This is a genomic window from Paenibacillus arenilitoris, assembly GCF_014705655.1.
In the GTDB taxonomy this organism is placed as follows: Bacteria; Bacillota; Bacilli; order Paenibacillales; family Paenibacillaceae; genus Pristimantibacillus; species Pristimantibacillus arenilitoris.
Window position 1 is genome coordinate 142,678 of sequence record NZ_JACXIY010000018.1, and the last position, 14,001, is coordinate 156,678.

At 51.2% G+C, this 14,001-nt stretch carries 15 protein-coding genes; 3 read left to right on the forward strand and 12 right to left on the reverse strand.

What is annotated here, in order from left to right; translation table 11 throughout:
* The first annotated feature begins 15 nt into the window (after positions 1 to 15).
* Positions 16 to 831, forward strand: a complete 816-nt coding sequence (locus tag IDH41_RS16520; RefSeq protein ID WP_190862908.1) for a creatininase family protein — start codon at positions 16 to 18, stop codon at positions 829 to 831.
* A gap of 50 nt (positions 832 to 881) precedes the next feature.
* On the opposite strand, the gene IDH41_RS16525 is transcribed toward IDH41_RS16520, so the two are convergent.
* The 8 genes from IDH41_RS16525 to IDH41_RS16560 form a co-directional block, all read right to left on the reverse strand.
* Complete coding sequence (locus IDH41_RS16525) at positions 882 to 1,355, reverse strand: GNAT family N-acetyltransferase (RefSeq protein ID WP_190862909.1); 474 nt, start codon at positions 1,353 to 1,355, stop codon at positions 882 to 884.
* 28 nt (positions 1,356 to 1,383) lie between these two features.
* Positions 1,384 to 1,773 (reverse strand): response regulator, encoded by a 390-nt coding sequence (locus IDH41_RS16530; protein WP_190862911.1) that lies wholly within the window; start codon positions 1,771 to 1,773, stop codon positions 1,384 to 1,386.
* A 352-nt stretch (positions 1,774 to 2,125) separates the two neighbouring features.
* The gene (locus IDH41_RS16535; protein ID WP_190862912.1) at positions 2,126 to 3,577 is read right to left on the reverse strand and encodes a SulP family inorganic anion transporter; all 1,452 of its coding nucleotides are present in this window, start codon (positions 3,575 to 3,577) and stop codon (positions 2,126 to 2,128) included.
* A gap of 244 nt (positions 3,578 to 3,821) precedes the next feature.
* Entirely contained in the window at positions 3,822 to 4,496 is a 675-nt protein-coding gene (locus tag IDH41_RS16540; RefSeq protein WP_223829789.1) for a DUF1961 family protein, read from the reverse strand.
* 181 nt (positions 4,497 to 4,677) lie between these two features.
* Entirely contained in the window at positions 4,678 to 5,070 is a 393-nt protein-coding gene (locus tag IDH41_RS16545) for a YmaF family protein (RefSeq protein ID WP_190862916.1), read from the reverse strand.
* Positions 5,071 to 5,235: 165 nt separating this feature from the next.
* On the reverse strand, positions 5,236 to 5,967 hold the full coding sequence (gene tatC, locus IDH41_RS16550) for a twin-arginine translocase subunit TatC (RefSeq protein WP_190862918.1): 732 nt from the start codon (positions 5,965 to 5,967) through the stop codon (positions 5,236 to 5,238).
* A 1-nt stretch (position 5,968) separates the two neighbouring features.
* Positions 5,969 to 6,184 carry a twin-arginine translocase TatA/TatE family subunit gene (gene tatA / locus IDH41_RS16555; protein ID WP_190862919.1) on the reverse strand — a complete coding sequence of 72 codons (216 nt, stop codon included), beginning with the start codon at positions 6,182 to 6,184 and terminating at the stop codon, positions 5,969 to 5,971.
* A gap of 78 nt (positions 6,185 to 6,262) precedes the next feature.
* On the reverse strand, positions 6,263 to 7,900 hold the full coding sequence (locus tag IDH41_RS16560) for a PhoX family protein (protein WP_190862922.1): 1,638 nt from the start codon (positions 7,898 to 7,900) through the stop codon (positions 6,263 to 6,265).
* Positions 7,901 to 7,992: 92 nt separating this feature from the next.
* On the opposite strand from IDH41_RS16560, the gene IDH41_RS16565 reads away from it, so the two are divergent.
* Entirely contained in the window at positions 7,993 to 8,241 is a 249-nt protein-coding gene (locus tag IDH41_RS16565; RefSeq protein ID WP_190862924.1) for a hypothetical protein, read from the forward strand.
* Between the two features lie 230 nt (positions 8,242 to 8,471).
* On the forward strand, positions 8,472 to 8,834 hold the full coding sequence (locus IDH41_RS16570) for a winged helix-turn-helix transcriptional regulator (protein ID WP_190862926.1): 363 nt from the start codon (positions 8,472 to 8,474) through the stop codon (positions 8,832 to 8,834).
* 78 nt (positions 8,835 to 8,912) lie between these two features.
* On the opposite strand, the gene IDH41_RS16575 is transcribed toward IDH41_RS16570, so the two are convergent.
* The 4 genes from IDH41_RS16575 to IDH41_RS16590 all read right to left on the reverse strand — a co-directional run bounded on the left by IDH41_RS16575 (position 8,913) and on the right by IDH41_RS16590 (position 13,998).
* Positions 8,913 to 9,473 carry an NAD(P)H-dependent oxidoreductase gene (locus IDH41_RS16575; protein WP_190862928.1) on the reverse strand — a complete coding sequence of 187 codons (561 nt, stop codon included), beginning with the start codon at positions 9,471 to 9,473 and terminating at the stop codon, positions 8,913 to 8,915.
* A 305-nt stretch (positions 9,474 to 9,778) separates the two neighbouring features.
* The gene (locus IDH41_RS16580; RefSeq protein ID WP_190862930.1) at positions 9,779 to 11,320 is read right to left on the reverse strand and encodes a GH35 family beta-galactosidase; all 1,542 of its coding nucleotides are present in this window, start codon (positions 11,318 to 11,320) and stop codon (positions 9,779 to 9,781) included.
* A 102-nt stretch (positions 11,321 to 11,422) separates the two neighbouring features.
* Positions 11,423 to 12,925 (reverse strand): ABC transporter substrate-binding protein, encoded by a 1,503-nt coding sequence (locus tag IDH41_RS16585; protein WP_190862932.1) that lies wholly within the window; start codon positions 12,923 to 12,925, stop codon positions 11,423 to 11,425.
* A 185-nt stretch (positions 12,926 to 13,110) separates the two neighbouring features.
* Complete coding sequence (locus tag IDH41_RS16590) at positions 13,111 to 13,998, reverse strand: carbohydrate ABC transporter permease (protein ID WP_190862934.1); 888 nt, start codon at positions 13,996 to 13,998, stop codon at positions 13,111 to 13,113.
* Positions 13,999 to 14,001 lie beyond the last annotated feature (3 nt).

Genomic DNA, 14,001 nt, shown 5'->3' on the forward strand with positions numbered 1-14,001 from the left:
GAAAGGACGAGAACGATGCTTTGGGAAAATTTGACCGTCAAACAATTCGAAGAGGCGGTCCGCTCTTCGGGCGGGGTATGCGTGCTGCCGATCGGCTGTCTCGAGAAGCACGGCGACCACCTCCCGCTCGGAACCGATATGATGATCGCCCGCGAGATCGTCGAGAAGACGGCGGAGGCCGAGCCCTTCGTCGTCTTCCCCTACTATATTTTCGGCCAGGTATCCGAGGTGAAGCATTTCCCGGGCACCGTGGCGCTGGGAAGCGAGCTGCAAATGCTTCTCTTGCGCGAGGTGTGCAAGGAAATCAGGCGCAACGGCTTTCGAAAAATCGTCCTGGCGAACGGTCACGGCGGCAACAACAGCTGGCTGCACTATTTCGCGCAGACGATGCTCGACGAGCGCAAGGACTATATCGTCTACGTCTATCATCTGTGGGAGCTGTCCGCCGAGCAGCTGGGCGAGCTGGAGAGCCGGTTCCGAACGCCGGACGATTACGGCCATGCCGATCATATGGAAACTTCGCAGATCCTGCATATCGCGCCTTCGCTCGTCCATATGGACCGGCTGAATCCGGGGGGATGGACGTCCACGGGACGAGGACGCTCGCTTGCCGAGCACGGGCTGTCCGCGGGCATCCACTGGTACATGGAGTACCCGAACCAGATCGCGGGCGACCCGTCGCTCTCCTCCGCGGATTACGGCGAAGCCTATCTCGCCTGTTGCGCGGCCAATTTCGCGAAAGCCGTCAAGGAAATTAAAAACAACGAGGCGGCATTGAAGCTGCAGACGGAATTTTTCGACCGATGCGATGAAGTAAAAGACTTCCGCTAGACAAGGAAGAAGCCGGCAAGAGCATCGAGCTCTGGCCGGCCTCTTCCTGTTTATTTGGAGAGCATGCCCTTGTAAACGCCGGGCGACGAGCCTTCGATCACGGTGGCGCCGACCATCTTGGCATAATACTCCTTCGGCCCCGCGCTGCCGATAACGGCATAACCGTATCCGAGCGCGCGCATCGAATGCAGCGAGGCGAGCAGCAAGCCCTTGCCTGCGCCCGCCTTGCGTTCATTCTCCGCAACGCCCGTCGGCCCGAAAAAGTTTTTGCAGGTCGCCTCGTAACACGCGAACCCGATCAGCTCGCCTTGCTTGACGGCAAGGTAGCACGAGACCGGCTGATTGGCGAAGGCGGCTTCGCATTCGCTCGCCCAGCCGTCGTTAAAGTTTCTTCGCACCCATTCGACGACGATATGCTTCTCGGGCGCGATCGCGCGGCGGATATCGATCCCCTTCTCGGCCAGCGATTTCGTGACCGGCGCAAGCTCCGGAAGCTCGTACAGCTTAACCAGCATGTCGGACATATTTGGACTCTCCTTCGTTTTTGTTCCATTATACATTATCCGGACCGGTCGCGAACGACCGGTTATTGCCGAGCAGCCCGTCGATCTCCCGCTTAAGCTCCTCGACGTCGAACGGCTTGATGATAGCGCTTACACCTAGCTTCGCAGCCTTACGCTTCCAGTCGGCAGCGCCCGGTACGAAGATGACGATCCCCGCGCGCTCGTCCGAGAGAAGGATTTGCTTGGCCGCGCTTAATCCGTCCACCTCGGGCAAATCATAATCCATGATCGCGATGTCGGGCCTTATGGCGGAGTATAGTTGAAGGACCTCCTTGCCGCTTTGGCAGGAAGCGACCACCTCATGGCCTTCGATCCTCATAATTTCGTGAAGTAGGAACCGAACATTGCTGCAGCTATCCGCAATCAGAACTTTTGCCATAATGACCTCCTACACCTCGGAATTGTGGAAGGAATGGATCGTTCTACGACAATGAGGAACTAGTTCAGTATACCTATTATTCACTTTTGAACAGGCTATTTTATCTATTATCATATCTTATTTTGACGAATTCGTCTAATGGTGTCGAATCGAAAGCGGGATGTGCATGCAGTTGATCGTATATCGTCTCCTCCGCGAAAGGAAGTAATTTCAAAAATCGAAATTAAAAAGCGATCATCGAGCCATAGTGGCGGGCGAGGTTGTCAAGAACGGCATGGAGGATGATATTGCCAAAAAAACAAAGCTGCCTCTAAGGTCCTTGAAGACCTTGCGAGACAGCTCTCCCGTTTTCTTAGTGTCCTGACGTAGCGGCAAGACCTATCCGGTTGATAATGCGCTGGCTTTCTTCGTTCAGCCCGATGATTTCGGCCTTTTTCCCGTTTTGCGCGTATTTTTGCACGACCTTCGAAATGGCCGTCACCGCGGATTGGTCCCACACATGCGAGGCCGTGAAATCGATGACGATGCTGTCCGGGTCTCCGGCGACGTCGAATAGCTCGCCGAAATGGTTCATCGTCCCGAAAAACATTTGGCCCCGGATCGCGTAATATTTCGTCCCGTCCTCTTTGACGGATGCGGCAGCCTGGATTTTGGACATTTTCCACCCGAAAATAATCGCGCTCAGCACGACGCCGGCAAGCACGCCTCTGGCCAAATCATGCGTGTAGACGACGACCGCCACCGTAACGATCATGACGAGCGAATCGGCGAGCGGCACTTTACGGATCTGGCGGACCGATTGCCAATCGAACGTCCCGATGCATACCATAATCATGACGCCGACGAGCGCCGCCATCGGAATTTGCACGACGACCTTGCCCAGCACCATGATCAGGAACAGCAGGAACGTGCCTGCCACAAATGTTGACAGTCTTCCCCGGCCGCCCGATTTGACGTTGATGACGGATTGCCCGATCATGGCGCAGCCCGCCATGCCGCCGAAGAAGCCCGTTACGAAGTTCGCGATGCCCTGCCCTCGCACTTCTTTGTTTTTGTCGCTTTTGGTCTCCGTCGCTTCGTCGAGGATCGTCGCCGTCATCAGCGACTCCAGCAAGCCGACGATGGCCATCGTGAGCGAAGTCGGAAAGATAATCGCAAGCGTTTCGAACGTCCACTCGATTTGCGGAATATGGAAGATCGGCAGCTGCTGCGTAATTTCCCCCATGTCGCCGACCGTGCGGACATCCAGCCCCGCCCATACGGTAATGACGGTCATAATGATGATGGCGACAAGCGCCGAGGGAACGGCTTTCGTAAATTTGGGCAAAATATAAATAATCGACAGCGTCGCGCCGACCAGTACGCACATCAGCCAGCCCTGGCCTTTAAAATGGACGAGCTGCGCCATAAAAATAAGGATGGCGAGCGCGTTGACGAATCCGATGACGACCGGATGAGGCACGAACGTAATAAATCGCCCGAACTTGAGAACGCCGAACAAAAACTGGATAAGTCCGGTCAGAATCGTCGCAGCGAACAAATACTCGAGGCCATGGTCCGCTACAAGCGTAACCATCAGAAGCGCCATCGCGCCGGTAGCGGCGGAAATCATGCCGGGACGGCCTCCGAAAATCGAAATCAGCACGGCGATGCTGAACGAAGCGTAAAGGCCTACCATCGGATCGACGCCCGCAATGATGGAGAAGGCGATCGCCTCCGGAATGAGCGCAAGCGCGACGGTCAATCCGGCCAGAACGTCTCCTCTCGCATTGAAGAGCCACGTCGTTTTCAGTTGTTTAAGCAAGACAAATAAACTCCTTCTTTATCTAAATTATTGATCTTCCACTCTCAGAAAGATCGGGGCCGATGTTCACTGAAACTAAGTATACACAGTAGGTTCTCCGTTCACTACCTGGCAATTCCACAATGTAAGCGCATAAAACAATCATTTACATCCTTATCCTTCGTTTTTCTATAACATGCTCAGCATCCGCAGTCATTCGTGCTTTATTAGCTGTCAGAACCATGCTGTCGCTTGCTCCCCCTTTTTACGTCAGCCGGTAGACCTTCAAGCTCGCGTATTCCGCGATCAGCGGCGCCATCTGGCGGAATCCGATCTTGCCTCCGCCAAGAACGGGCCCGTACGATTCCCCGTCGTCTTTCCAGGCCAATACGGACAGCTCGTTCACGCTGAAGCGGACGGACGCTCCCCGCTTGTTCAGCTTGAGCCGGTACGGCGGCTGGCAGTCCTCGACGTTCGGAATCGGGTCCGCTCCTTGCGCAACGAGATGGAAGCCTCTGCTCTTGCGAAGGTTGACGGTATGAAATCCGCGCTCGTCCGCATATTTCCGGCGGAAATAGGATAGGTGCAGCGTGCGGATGTCGCCTTGCGTGTAATGCTCGTATTGGCCGGCTCTCGGCTTCAGGCCGGAATCGAACAAATCTTCCCCGTTCAGCCCCGCAGCGGCAAAAAACAGCATGCAAAGTCCAGGCTCGCGCAGCGGCCAAAACTCCCACTCGACCTGAATGTCGCCCGGAAACGGTTCGGGACACCATAATACGAAATTCGCCGCCTGCTCCAAGGCGGGATCGAGCGCGTTCTCCATCCGCAGCCGCCCGTTCGGAAAAGCAAGCTTCGCCTGTCCCTCCAGCTTGAAGCCTTGCATGTCTTCGGCCGAAGCGAGCTTGTTCTCGTAGATCAGCTCGAGCTTGTCCTCATTCATCGCTGACAGCCCCCTTCTATCCATTTAGGGTCAGTCTAACGCTTTCGTCAGCGGGTTACAATAGGGCGAATCGTTCAAGTCGACCTGATAAAAAAAAGAGTCTCCGAAAACCGCCTGCGGAAACTCTTTCCTTTCCATCATCCTGCTATGGATCATCGTCTGAAAAAACCGCTTTACCTCTTCACATACCGCTTACTTCGTTGCCGGTTCGCCCGCTGTAGGCATGTGAATGAGGATGAGCGCCGTTAATTGTCGTAAATCCTTCAAATAAGTGATAGTGGCCACCGCCGGGGAGAGCAATGGCTGGACCGGTTGTTCCTTGAATGACGTGGGTATGGCCTTGACTCAGAGCAGTAACCGTATGATAGCCATGTACATGGGGCACCCCTGTCGGAGCGGGTGCGGTCCAACTCGCATATTGACGAGAATGTCCGTCATCGATGGATGTTACGCCGGAAAAAGCATGAACGTGGACAGGGTTGCCATTCCAAGACGTGATATACAGTTTGTGCGAATGATTGCTATCGTTATCATCTGAAGATTCCATCATAAATCCGGTAACGGGAATTTTCATTTCTCGCTCTCTTTCCTCTATTAGAGTTAGGCTCGGAAATAGTCTATGAAGACCAGGCTGGCCAGGTAACGGCAGAAGCCCATACCGTTATCGATGAAGGAAGGCTCAATAAGCAATCTTAATGAAAAAAGAGCAGCCGCTAGGCTGCCCTTTCGTTGACTTAGCTTACGCCATCGCATCATTTTGCATGGCCAGCTGCTTGCGGTACACGAACCTGGATATCGAGATGCTGATCTCGTACAGCAGGAACAGCGGCACGATGACGATAATGTCCGATATAATATCCGGCGGAGTGATCGTTATCGCAACGATTGCCAGAATAAAGTAGGCCAGCTTGCGCGCTTTGGCCAGCCGGGCGGGGTTCAGAATGCCCAGCTTCGTGAGGAACATGACGATCGCCGGCATTTCGAACAGCAGGCCGAACGGGACGGTCATGTGGATCATGAACGTAAAATATTTTTGCGCCGTGTACATCGTCGCGAATTCTTCCCCTGCCATCTGGTTCATGAAGTGAAGCACCATCGGGAACAAAATGAAATAGCCGAAGCAAAGGCCGACGATGAACAGCATGCTGATTCCGGGAATGAAGACGAGCGCTGCGCGCTGCGCCTGCTGCGGCATGGCCGGCGTGACGAATTTCCACGTCTGATAGGCTGCGATCGGCAGCGTGATGGCTATCGCGACGACCCCCGCGATCATCATATATACCCAGATGACGTCGGATGGCCCGAGCAGCACCAGCATTTGATCGAAGTCCCTGACCAGCCACTGATAAATATCCTTCACGTAAATGAAGGCTGCGGCCATCGCCACGAGGAATGCGGCAAGCGTCCGGATGAGTCTCGATCGCAGTTCCTCCAAATGGCCGATCACGCTCTGCTCATTCGGATTTTTCATCTTACTTGCCCGCTGCCGCGGCAGCCTTCGGCTTCTCCTCTTCCTTGCGTTCCTCGTTGTCTTCGCCGCCTACGAGTCCTTTGGTAGCTCCTTTGAACTCGCTCAGCGTGCGTCCGAATGCGCGGCCAAGCTCCGGAAGCTTGGAAGGTCCGAAGACGATAAGCGCGATAATAAGGATTAACACCAAACCTCCGATTCCAATATTGCCGAATGGCATATGAATCGCTCCTTTATGATGGAATGACAGCCGCAGACCGGCAGTCTACGGCTGTGACGCGAATAATCGTCCTTGCGGTTAACCGAGCTTGAAGCCGCTGATCGCGACGACCGCGCATCTTGCCATTTTCTCGCCCGGACGATGCGGCCATGTGCTCGTCGGCTTGTTCATATCGGTCGTGTTCTCCCCCGGATGCTGGACCGACAGGAACAGCGTCTGCTCGTCCGGCGTGAAGAACGGACCCGTCAGCTCGCTCTCGACCGGGCCGGAAGCGAATTGCAGCGCGACCGCCTTGTCGGGACCGCTGGTCGGGATGACGAACAGGCCGTTGTTCATGAACGACTTGTGCACGCCTTTGTTTTGGCTGGAGCTCGAAATATCTGTGACGACCCACAAGTTGCCGTTCGAATCGAAGGCAAGGTTGTCCGGCGAGCTGAAACCGGATTGGCGGCCGCCTGCGGCAAAAATCTCGAAATCGAATGCCAGGCTGCCAAGATCGCTATTCGCCTCGAAAATGCGCGTAATATGTCCATGGATATTACCATGGTTATCGTTGTTCGTATGGCAGATGAATACCGTGTTGTCAAACGGCGAAATTTCGATGTCCTCCGGACGGTCGGTCGGCGTGCCGCCTACGAGCAGCGCTGCTTCCTGGCAGTAAGCGACGACGTCGCCCTGCGTTTTGAACTTGTTCAGCGCTTCAGGCTTGTCCTTGGCGGCCTTCTTGACCTCCTCCAGCGTAACGGGAACCCATTTGCCGGATTTCAAATTCGCCACGTACAGCGTTCCGTCCTCGAGCAGCGCCGAATTCGCGCGTCCTTTGCTCTTGTCGTATTTGCCCTTGCTCACGAACTTGTAGACGCAAGCGTCCTTCTTGTCGTCGCCCATATACACGACGACACGTCCGTCCGCGGCCAGTCCCATCGCCGTATTCTCGTGGTTAAAGCGCCCGAGGGCCGTATGCTTCTTCAAATAGGCTTTATCGAAAGGATCGACCTCGACAACCCAGCCGTAATGCGTTTCCGGCAAGCTCGAAGCGGCAGCCGTCTCGGCGAAGTTCTCTTCGCAAGAGAGCACGGTATTCCACAGCGTCACGCCGCCGGAGCAATTCGCGAACGTGCCTTTTGCCTTCGTCGCGCCGCCGAGCGCGGAACCGCCCCTGGCCGGACCGGTAATGTCGAAGTCCGTGAAGCCGTTGATGCGTCGGGCGTGCTTCGACTTCGTATCCATCTTCCATACGCCCTTCTCATCGCGGTATACCTCGATGACGGACATGCCCTGATAGTACAAATTGTCCTTCTGCTGCTGGGCCGTCATTTTGCCGTCCTTCACCGGACCGATCGAGAAGACCGTGCTGTACTCGTGGTTATTGACAAGCAGCCCTCTTGTATTGGAACCGTTAAGCGGGAAGAACGCATTGTAATCGCAGCCGGATCCGAATTTCTCCCCCGCTTCGTTGATGACGTCGCCGAACGCGGCGACAACGTCGTATTTAAAGTTGTTCGGAAGCAGAAGCTGGTCTTCCATGGATGGTTCGATAGGCTCGAAATAGCCGCTGACGCGGTTCGTGCTGAACCCGAACAAATGATCAGCCGTCTTAGACGCGGCGGAAGCCTTCCCGTTCAATACGCCGAGACCTGCCGATGCCGTCGCGAGCGCGGCCGCCCCTGTCCCTAAGTACGATAGAAACGTTTTACGGTCGATAGTTTTGCTCAACCTGTCCACTCCTTATAATTAGGATCCTCTACACAGACAAGGATAATCAGGCAGTGTTAAGCTATTGTTACCTGGAGCTGGAAGGTTTGTAAATGCGGGAATCATTATCACTCAAGGCGGTTCCCCCGAAGCCGCTCGCCGGCGTCGACGAAGCCGTCAAGCATATCCTTGAAGGCAATTGCGTCCTGTTCGAAAATATCGGGTCAGAACAGCGGGAACAGGCCGGCATGACGGGCCTCCTCTCGCTGCTCGTCGTATTCAACGCCGCGGGCATTCTTTTATTAAGGAAGGATAAACGCAGTACCCGCAAAGAATACGCCCTCTTTATCGGACGGTCATAGGCGCCATTCTGTGGGGAAGCCTGGTCCTTCGCCATCCCAACGACTTTAATCGGCTGATCTGCATGGCGATCGACTGGCTGCTCTAAAATAGAAAGCCGCCGTTCCTTTGGCCGGAACGGCGGCTTTCTTTTGATTTTGACGAAGGAACGCCCTTTGCATAATCGGACATTATGTACTACTGTAAAAGGTAGAAATTATCTCGTCAACTTACCGGAAGGAGCGTGTAATCGGTGCAAAAAACCTGTGTCCCGGCCGGAGTGAAAGGAATAGACACCGGCTTTGGCTATACGTTGTCGTTAATCGGCGGCAAATATAAAATGATCATTTTGTATTTGCTAGCGGAAAAAGTGATGCGGCATAACGAGCTGAAGCGGCGAATCGATACCATTTCCTTCAAAACGTTAAGCGTCATGTTGAAAGAACTCGAGAGCGACGGACTTATCCTCCGCGAGGAATTTCCCCAAGTCCCTCCTAAGGTCGAATATTCGTTAACGGATCGGGGTCTATCTCTTATTCCGGTGTTACACATGATGTGCGAATGGGGAGAGACAAACAGATTGCCGGCTCAACAGGCAACGAAGCGGCAGGCATAGGCCAATTTCATGCATGCAAAAGAAGGATCTCCCCAAAAGGGAAATCCTTCTTTTTTGTAGTTTTCGTTAGTCTGCCACTTACAGATTGTCGATAAACTTCAAATATTGCTGCGCGCTTGTTTCCAATTTGTTTGCAGGGGTCTCGTTTTCCGCGCCGGGCACATTCTCGCCTGGCGCGGATTCGGTACCGTAATACGCAAAGAACGAACGATAATCCGCCTTGCAGTAGAGGAACGTCGTTTCGAAAGGGGCTAATAATTGGTCAAGCGTATAGCGGTATCTTCCCTCTTCGCGATAGTCTTCTTGCTTGATCCCGGCGGACACCGCCAAGGCGATCTTGCGATTTTTCAGCTTATCTCCCTTTGAGCCATAGGCCCAACCGTAAGCGAATACTTCGTCCAGCCATTTTTTGAGGAGCGGCGGGCAATTAAACCAATAAATCGGGAACTGCAGAACGAGATTCCGATGCGATTCAATAAGCCGCTGCTCCCGCTCCGCATCGATGGTTCCGTCAGGATAAACCTTATGCAGTTCGTGTACCGTATATTTTTCCGGATATTTGTTCAGTTCTTCTACCCATCGCTTGTTGATTACCGATGTTTCCAGGCTTGGGTGCGTTACGATAACGAGCGTTTTCAAGGCTTCGTCCTCCTCAAGATTCATGTCTCCTCTTGAGTATAACGGTCTTCCTTCATAGACGTAAGTACGCACCTTTAGTACAGGTACTTACCTCAAGGAGAGCGTTAAGTCTTTCCATAATTTTCCTTATCAACGAAATGTGTGCACAAAAAAATCCTTTACAATAGATATCGTAGGTAGCCCTGTCCATAATCCACTGGAAATCAGATGGGTATTGAAATGGTTTGCAGATCATGGAAAAGCCAAGCGGACTTTCAAATCCCGGTTTTTATCGCCATCGTCTTCATCCCTTCGTTTCGCTGTTTCTAATTATATTTATACATCTCCACTTTAAGAGCAGCTGGTTTTCGACCTACCGAAATCATATAGGCAGCTTCATCACCGTTCAATACTCTGCCTCTAATCCATTGATCATTCCTAAACTCGCCTTCCTCGATTCGAATGTAGCCGATCTTATCCGTTTCTCCCGATTTCGGAAGAAATTCCACCGAGAACCCGATTCCCGCGAATAGAAACTCATCCTCGCTAACCTCGATAACCAGCCCCCCTGAAACCGGCTTGCCGTCCTCCTGCCGTTTATAGGTAAGCTTCACATCATATTTCGAGAAATTCAGCAAGCATCCGCTGTTATGATGCTGCAGGAAACCGGTCATTTTCCCAGTACTCCGATACCGGTGAATAATGCCTATCATATTGCTGAGCAATCTATAGCTTTCGGCCAGATAAGGTCCGGTACCGTTTAAGATGAAGGCTGACATATCGATATTAAGCGCCATCATGATTCCGAAATCCGGCCCGTCTTCATTAATCTCAGTAGCAAGAAAATCCTCAATACCGAACGGGGCAAAGCATAGTGCATTATGCTTTCCGATGGCGTAAAATACGTTCGTTGCCGACACCATATCTCTTCTTGCTTCCGGAATGAAGAGAGGATTGCCGTCTGCCGTATACTCTTCGCAAACCTCGGCAAAATTAGGCAAATAAATATCAGGCGCATACAGACAGATGGTCGGAGCAGCGTGCTTCCATATTTTCATAACCTTCGCAATTGGACCGCCGCTCGGATAAGTGCCAGCCTTCCAAGGATATTGCTCCAGCCACGCGTTAACAAACATAGGCAGCGGATACGCTTCCGAACCTGATTTAGCAATTTTCTCTATTGCGCAAGCATAGTGATAGGCCATGAAATTTTCAGCGGCTGCTTCGCCAAATACCTCTCTCCAGTTCCCGTTATTACGATATAGGGCAGCAAGACCCGAAGGAATATCCTCTTCGAATTGCTTGTTAGCCATATCCGAGTAATCTCTTTCCGCGCCCAGAAAACCAATTTCGTTCTCGATCTGCATCATAATGACGGTTTGCTCCTCCCCGTCTATTTCCTTCAAATGCTTCATCAGAGAATGAAACGCCGTGGCGTCCGCTTCAACGGCTGCGCCGCATAGCGGTGATATCGTATCCGATGCCGCTCCGCCCGGATAACGCGCTCTGAAATAGGTTTGATCATCTTTTTTCATCCAGGAAGGTGCATAAGTAGATCGACCATTTTTCCACAGCCCGAACCATAGCAGGACAAGTCTTACGCCTTCTTCTCTTGCCTGCTCGATAATGCCGTCAACTAGAGCAAAGTCATACTGACCTCGAACGGGCTCCATTAGTTCCCAAAATACGGGAACGATCACGGTATTCAAATGCAAGCCTCGTAAATTCGGCCAAACTTTCGTTTTCATATATTCGAGACTGGACGAACTGGAGTTATGAATCTCACCGCTTAAAGCGATATAGGGTGCTCCGTCCACGTACAAAGTTGTTAATCCATCCTCATTTTTGAGATAGGGTAATTGCTTCATATCATCTGCACCTCGCTATTATTGTCATATATGTTCGAAACTCGCCGATTTGACCTCTGTTCTAAACGAGAGCCCCGCCCAGTGGTCCGGGGCTCATCTTTTTTATTTATTCGATTTCGCCCATTCATCCAGCTGCTTTTGCTTTTCAGCTATAATTTTGTCGATTCCTGCCGATTTCAGCTTCGAAATAAATTCAGGAAGGTGCTTATTCGGATCCATCATCCCCGTTTCAAGTGCGAGACGGAATTCCTGACTAACAGCTGTCACGGCTGCAAACTCCGTTTTTACCGGGTCAACATCAAATATAAATCCTAAAGCTTTGGATTTTAACGCCGAAGAATTGAATTCGTCCATTTGGCTCCAAATGTCAGGGTTCTCGCCTTCAAAGGTGTAAGAAAGAAATTGGTTGCCAAACAACCAGCCCATGAACAAATTGTATCCGCTGTTCGTCCCGTCGACGCCTTGCGGAAATTTGATCACGTTATCCGATACTTTCTCATAATGCTTGCCTTCGATTCCCCAATCGAATAGATTTACGATTTCTTTATCTGTATACATCAGATTTAAAAATTGCATCGCTTTATCAGCATTGTTGCTGCTGCCTGGAATCCCCCACATAATTCCAGTAATGGAAGATGTCGTAGCGACAGGCAGGGTAAGCGGAACGGATACAACGGCAACGCCGTTCTTTGATTCCTGTTCGTCAAAACCAGGCTTTGTTTTTGCCAAGTAGCCGAAGCCGCGATTCGATTTCAATAGGTCGAACTGACTGTCTTTATTCGTAGCTGCATCCTTAAGGATGTATCCTGCTTTGTACCAGCTATGAATTTTGTTCAATAGCTCTGCGTATTCGGGCATTTCGTACAAATTGACGACCTTCAACCCATTATCGAAATTTGGCAATACACCGAACGACTCCCCCAAGCTATCATAAGTAATATAGCTGTCTGCGATCGATGCTCCAACTGCGGATGGTATAAGAGGTGCCATAGTTGGCTCGTTTTCTTTAATCGTCTTCAGAACCGCTTCCACATCATCTAACGTTTTAATGGACGTAACATCAATTTTATATTTATCGACCATGTCCTTCCTCATCGCAAACGAATAATTCGTTGCGAGATCGCGGTTCGAAGGGACACCGTAAGTGCTTCCGTCTATTTGGCTGGCAGATAAATAAGCAGGATCGAATACCTTCTTTATCCCTTGACCATGCTCTTCAATCAAGTTATCCAGCGCCGTCAATTGGCCCTTGGCCACCTTAAGCGGATACGTATTGCCGGACAGCATCATAAGATCAATCTTCTCGCCGCTTGTCAGCATCAGATTCGTTTGCTGATCCCAAGCGCCGAAATTAATCGGAGTCAGCTTGACAGTCGCGTTAATCTTCTCCAAAGCCAAATTGCTGATTTGATCTTGTACAGCTTGCAGATCGGTCGGCACACCGCCAAAAATAGGAAATACAATATTTAGCTCGTAAGGCTCTTCTCCTTCGCTTCCAGAATGGCTTGCCGTTTCACGATTGCTGTCTCCATTTGAAGAACATGCGGAAAGCACTATCATGCAAAGAGCCATTAATGCGGACAACCACTTCATTTTCTGAACCATCGTGAATCCCCCATTTCATTGTGTATAGTATCACCAGCGATTTGATAGCGATTCCATGCAGATTGTTGAACCCCGCCGGCTTGTGTACCCATTATATAATCATGCTTCCAAGCACTCTGCTCCGAGCTCGACCTCTGATTTGCACCATATCGACTTTGTGTTCGTTCCCTCGGATCAAAAAGTTATTATCCTTTTACCGCTCCGATCGTAATTCCTTTAATGAAGTACTTTTGGAAAAAAGGATAAGCAATCAATATGGGAATAGCACCCACTACGGCAATTGCCATGCGTACTGACGTGCTTGGCAGCTGCTGTGCCGAACCGCTGGCTCTCGAGTCCGCCATCCCGCTCGATAAAAACTGGATATCCGTCAATATTCGGTTCAAAATGTTTTGAATGCTGAACAGCTGCGGATCTGTCAAATAAACAAGCCCATTAAACCAGTCGTTCCAATAGGCGATCGTCTGGAATAATCCGATGGTGGCTATGATTGGCATCGAGAGCGGAATGACAATAGAAAAAAATGTCCTGAACTCTCCTGCTCCATCGATATTGGCAGACTCGATAACCGGCAGCGGAATGGAAGTCATGAAAAACGTCCGCATGAGCAATACGTTGAAGCCATTCATTAGCAGTCCTGGAATAATCAGCGCCCAAATCGTGTTTTTCATATCAAAATATTGCGTGTAGATCAGATATGTCGGAACTAGACCTCCATTGAACAGAAGCGTGAAGAAGACGAAGAAGGCAAGCTGATTTTTTATAGGGAAGTCTCTTCTTGACATTGGATAGGCAAGTAGCGAGGTGATGGCTAGACTTGTCGCCGTGCCAGCCAGCGTAATGAATATCGTTATTCCGTATGCCCTCAAAATTTCTTCGGATGCTTTCCCTAAATATTCATAAGCGGAAAAGCTCCACTCCTGCGGAAAAAACGAGTACCCATTGCTAAGGATAGATTGCTCGCTCGTCAATGAGGAAACGACCAGCAGCAGGAACGGTATAAGACATGCACCCGAAATGATGATCATCGTAATATGGCCAACCGATTGGATCATCCGATTTTCTGCATTCATAAT

Bases quoted from the DNA above. Each gene is read 5' to 3' on its own strand.
- IDH41_RS16520 (WP_190862908.1), top strand. From the start codon at position 16: ATGCTTTGGGAAAATTTGACCGTCAAACAATTCGAAGAGGCGGTCCGC.
- IDH41_RS16525 (WP_190862909.1), bottom strand. From the start codon at position 1,355: ATGTCCGACATGCTGGTTAAGCTGTACGAGCTTCCGGAGCTTGCGCCG.
- IDH41_RS16530 (WP_190862911.1), bottom strand. From the start codon at position 1,773: ATGGCAAAAGTTCTGATTGCGGATAGCTGCAGCAATGTTCGGTTCCTA.
- IDH41_RS16540 (WP_223829789.1), bottom strand. From the start codon at position 4,496: ATGAATGAGGACAAGCTCGAGCTGATCTACGAGAACAAGCTCGCTTCG.
- IDH41_RS16545 (WP_190862916.1), bottom strand. From the start codon at position 5,070: ATGAAAATTCCCGTTACCGGATTTATGATGGAATCTTCAGATGATAAC.
- tatC (WP_190862918.1), bottom strand. From the start codon at position 5,967: ATGAAAAATCCGAATGAGCAGAGCGTGATCGGCCATTTGGAGGAACTG.
- tatA (WP_190862919.1), bottom strand. From the start codon at position 6,184: ATGCCATTCGGCAATATTGGAATCGGAGGTTTGGTGTTAATCCTTATT.
- IDH41_RS16565 (WP_190862924.1), top strand. From the start codon at position 7,993: ATGCGGGAATCATTATCACTCAAGGCGGTTCCCCCGAAGCCGCTCGCC.
- IDH41_RS16580 (WP_190862930.1), bottom strand. From the start codon at position 11,320: ATGAAGCAATTACCCTATCTCAAAAATGAGGATGGATTAACAACTTTG.
- IDH41_RS16585 (WP_190862932.1), bottom strand. From the start codon at position 12,925: ATGGTTCAGAAAATGAAGTGGTTGTCCGCATTAATGGCTCTTTGCATG.
- IDH41_RS16590 (WP_190862934.1), bottom strand. From the start codon at position 13,998: ATGAATGCAGAAAATCGGATGATCCAATCGGTTGGCCATATTACGATG.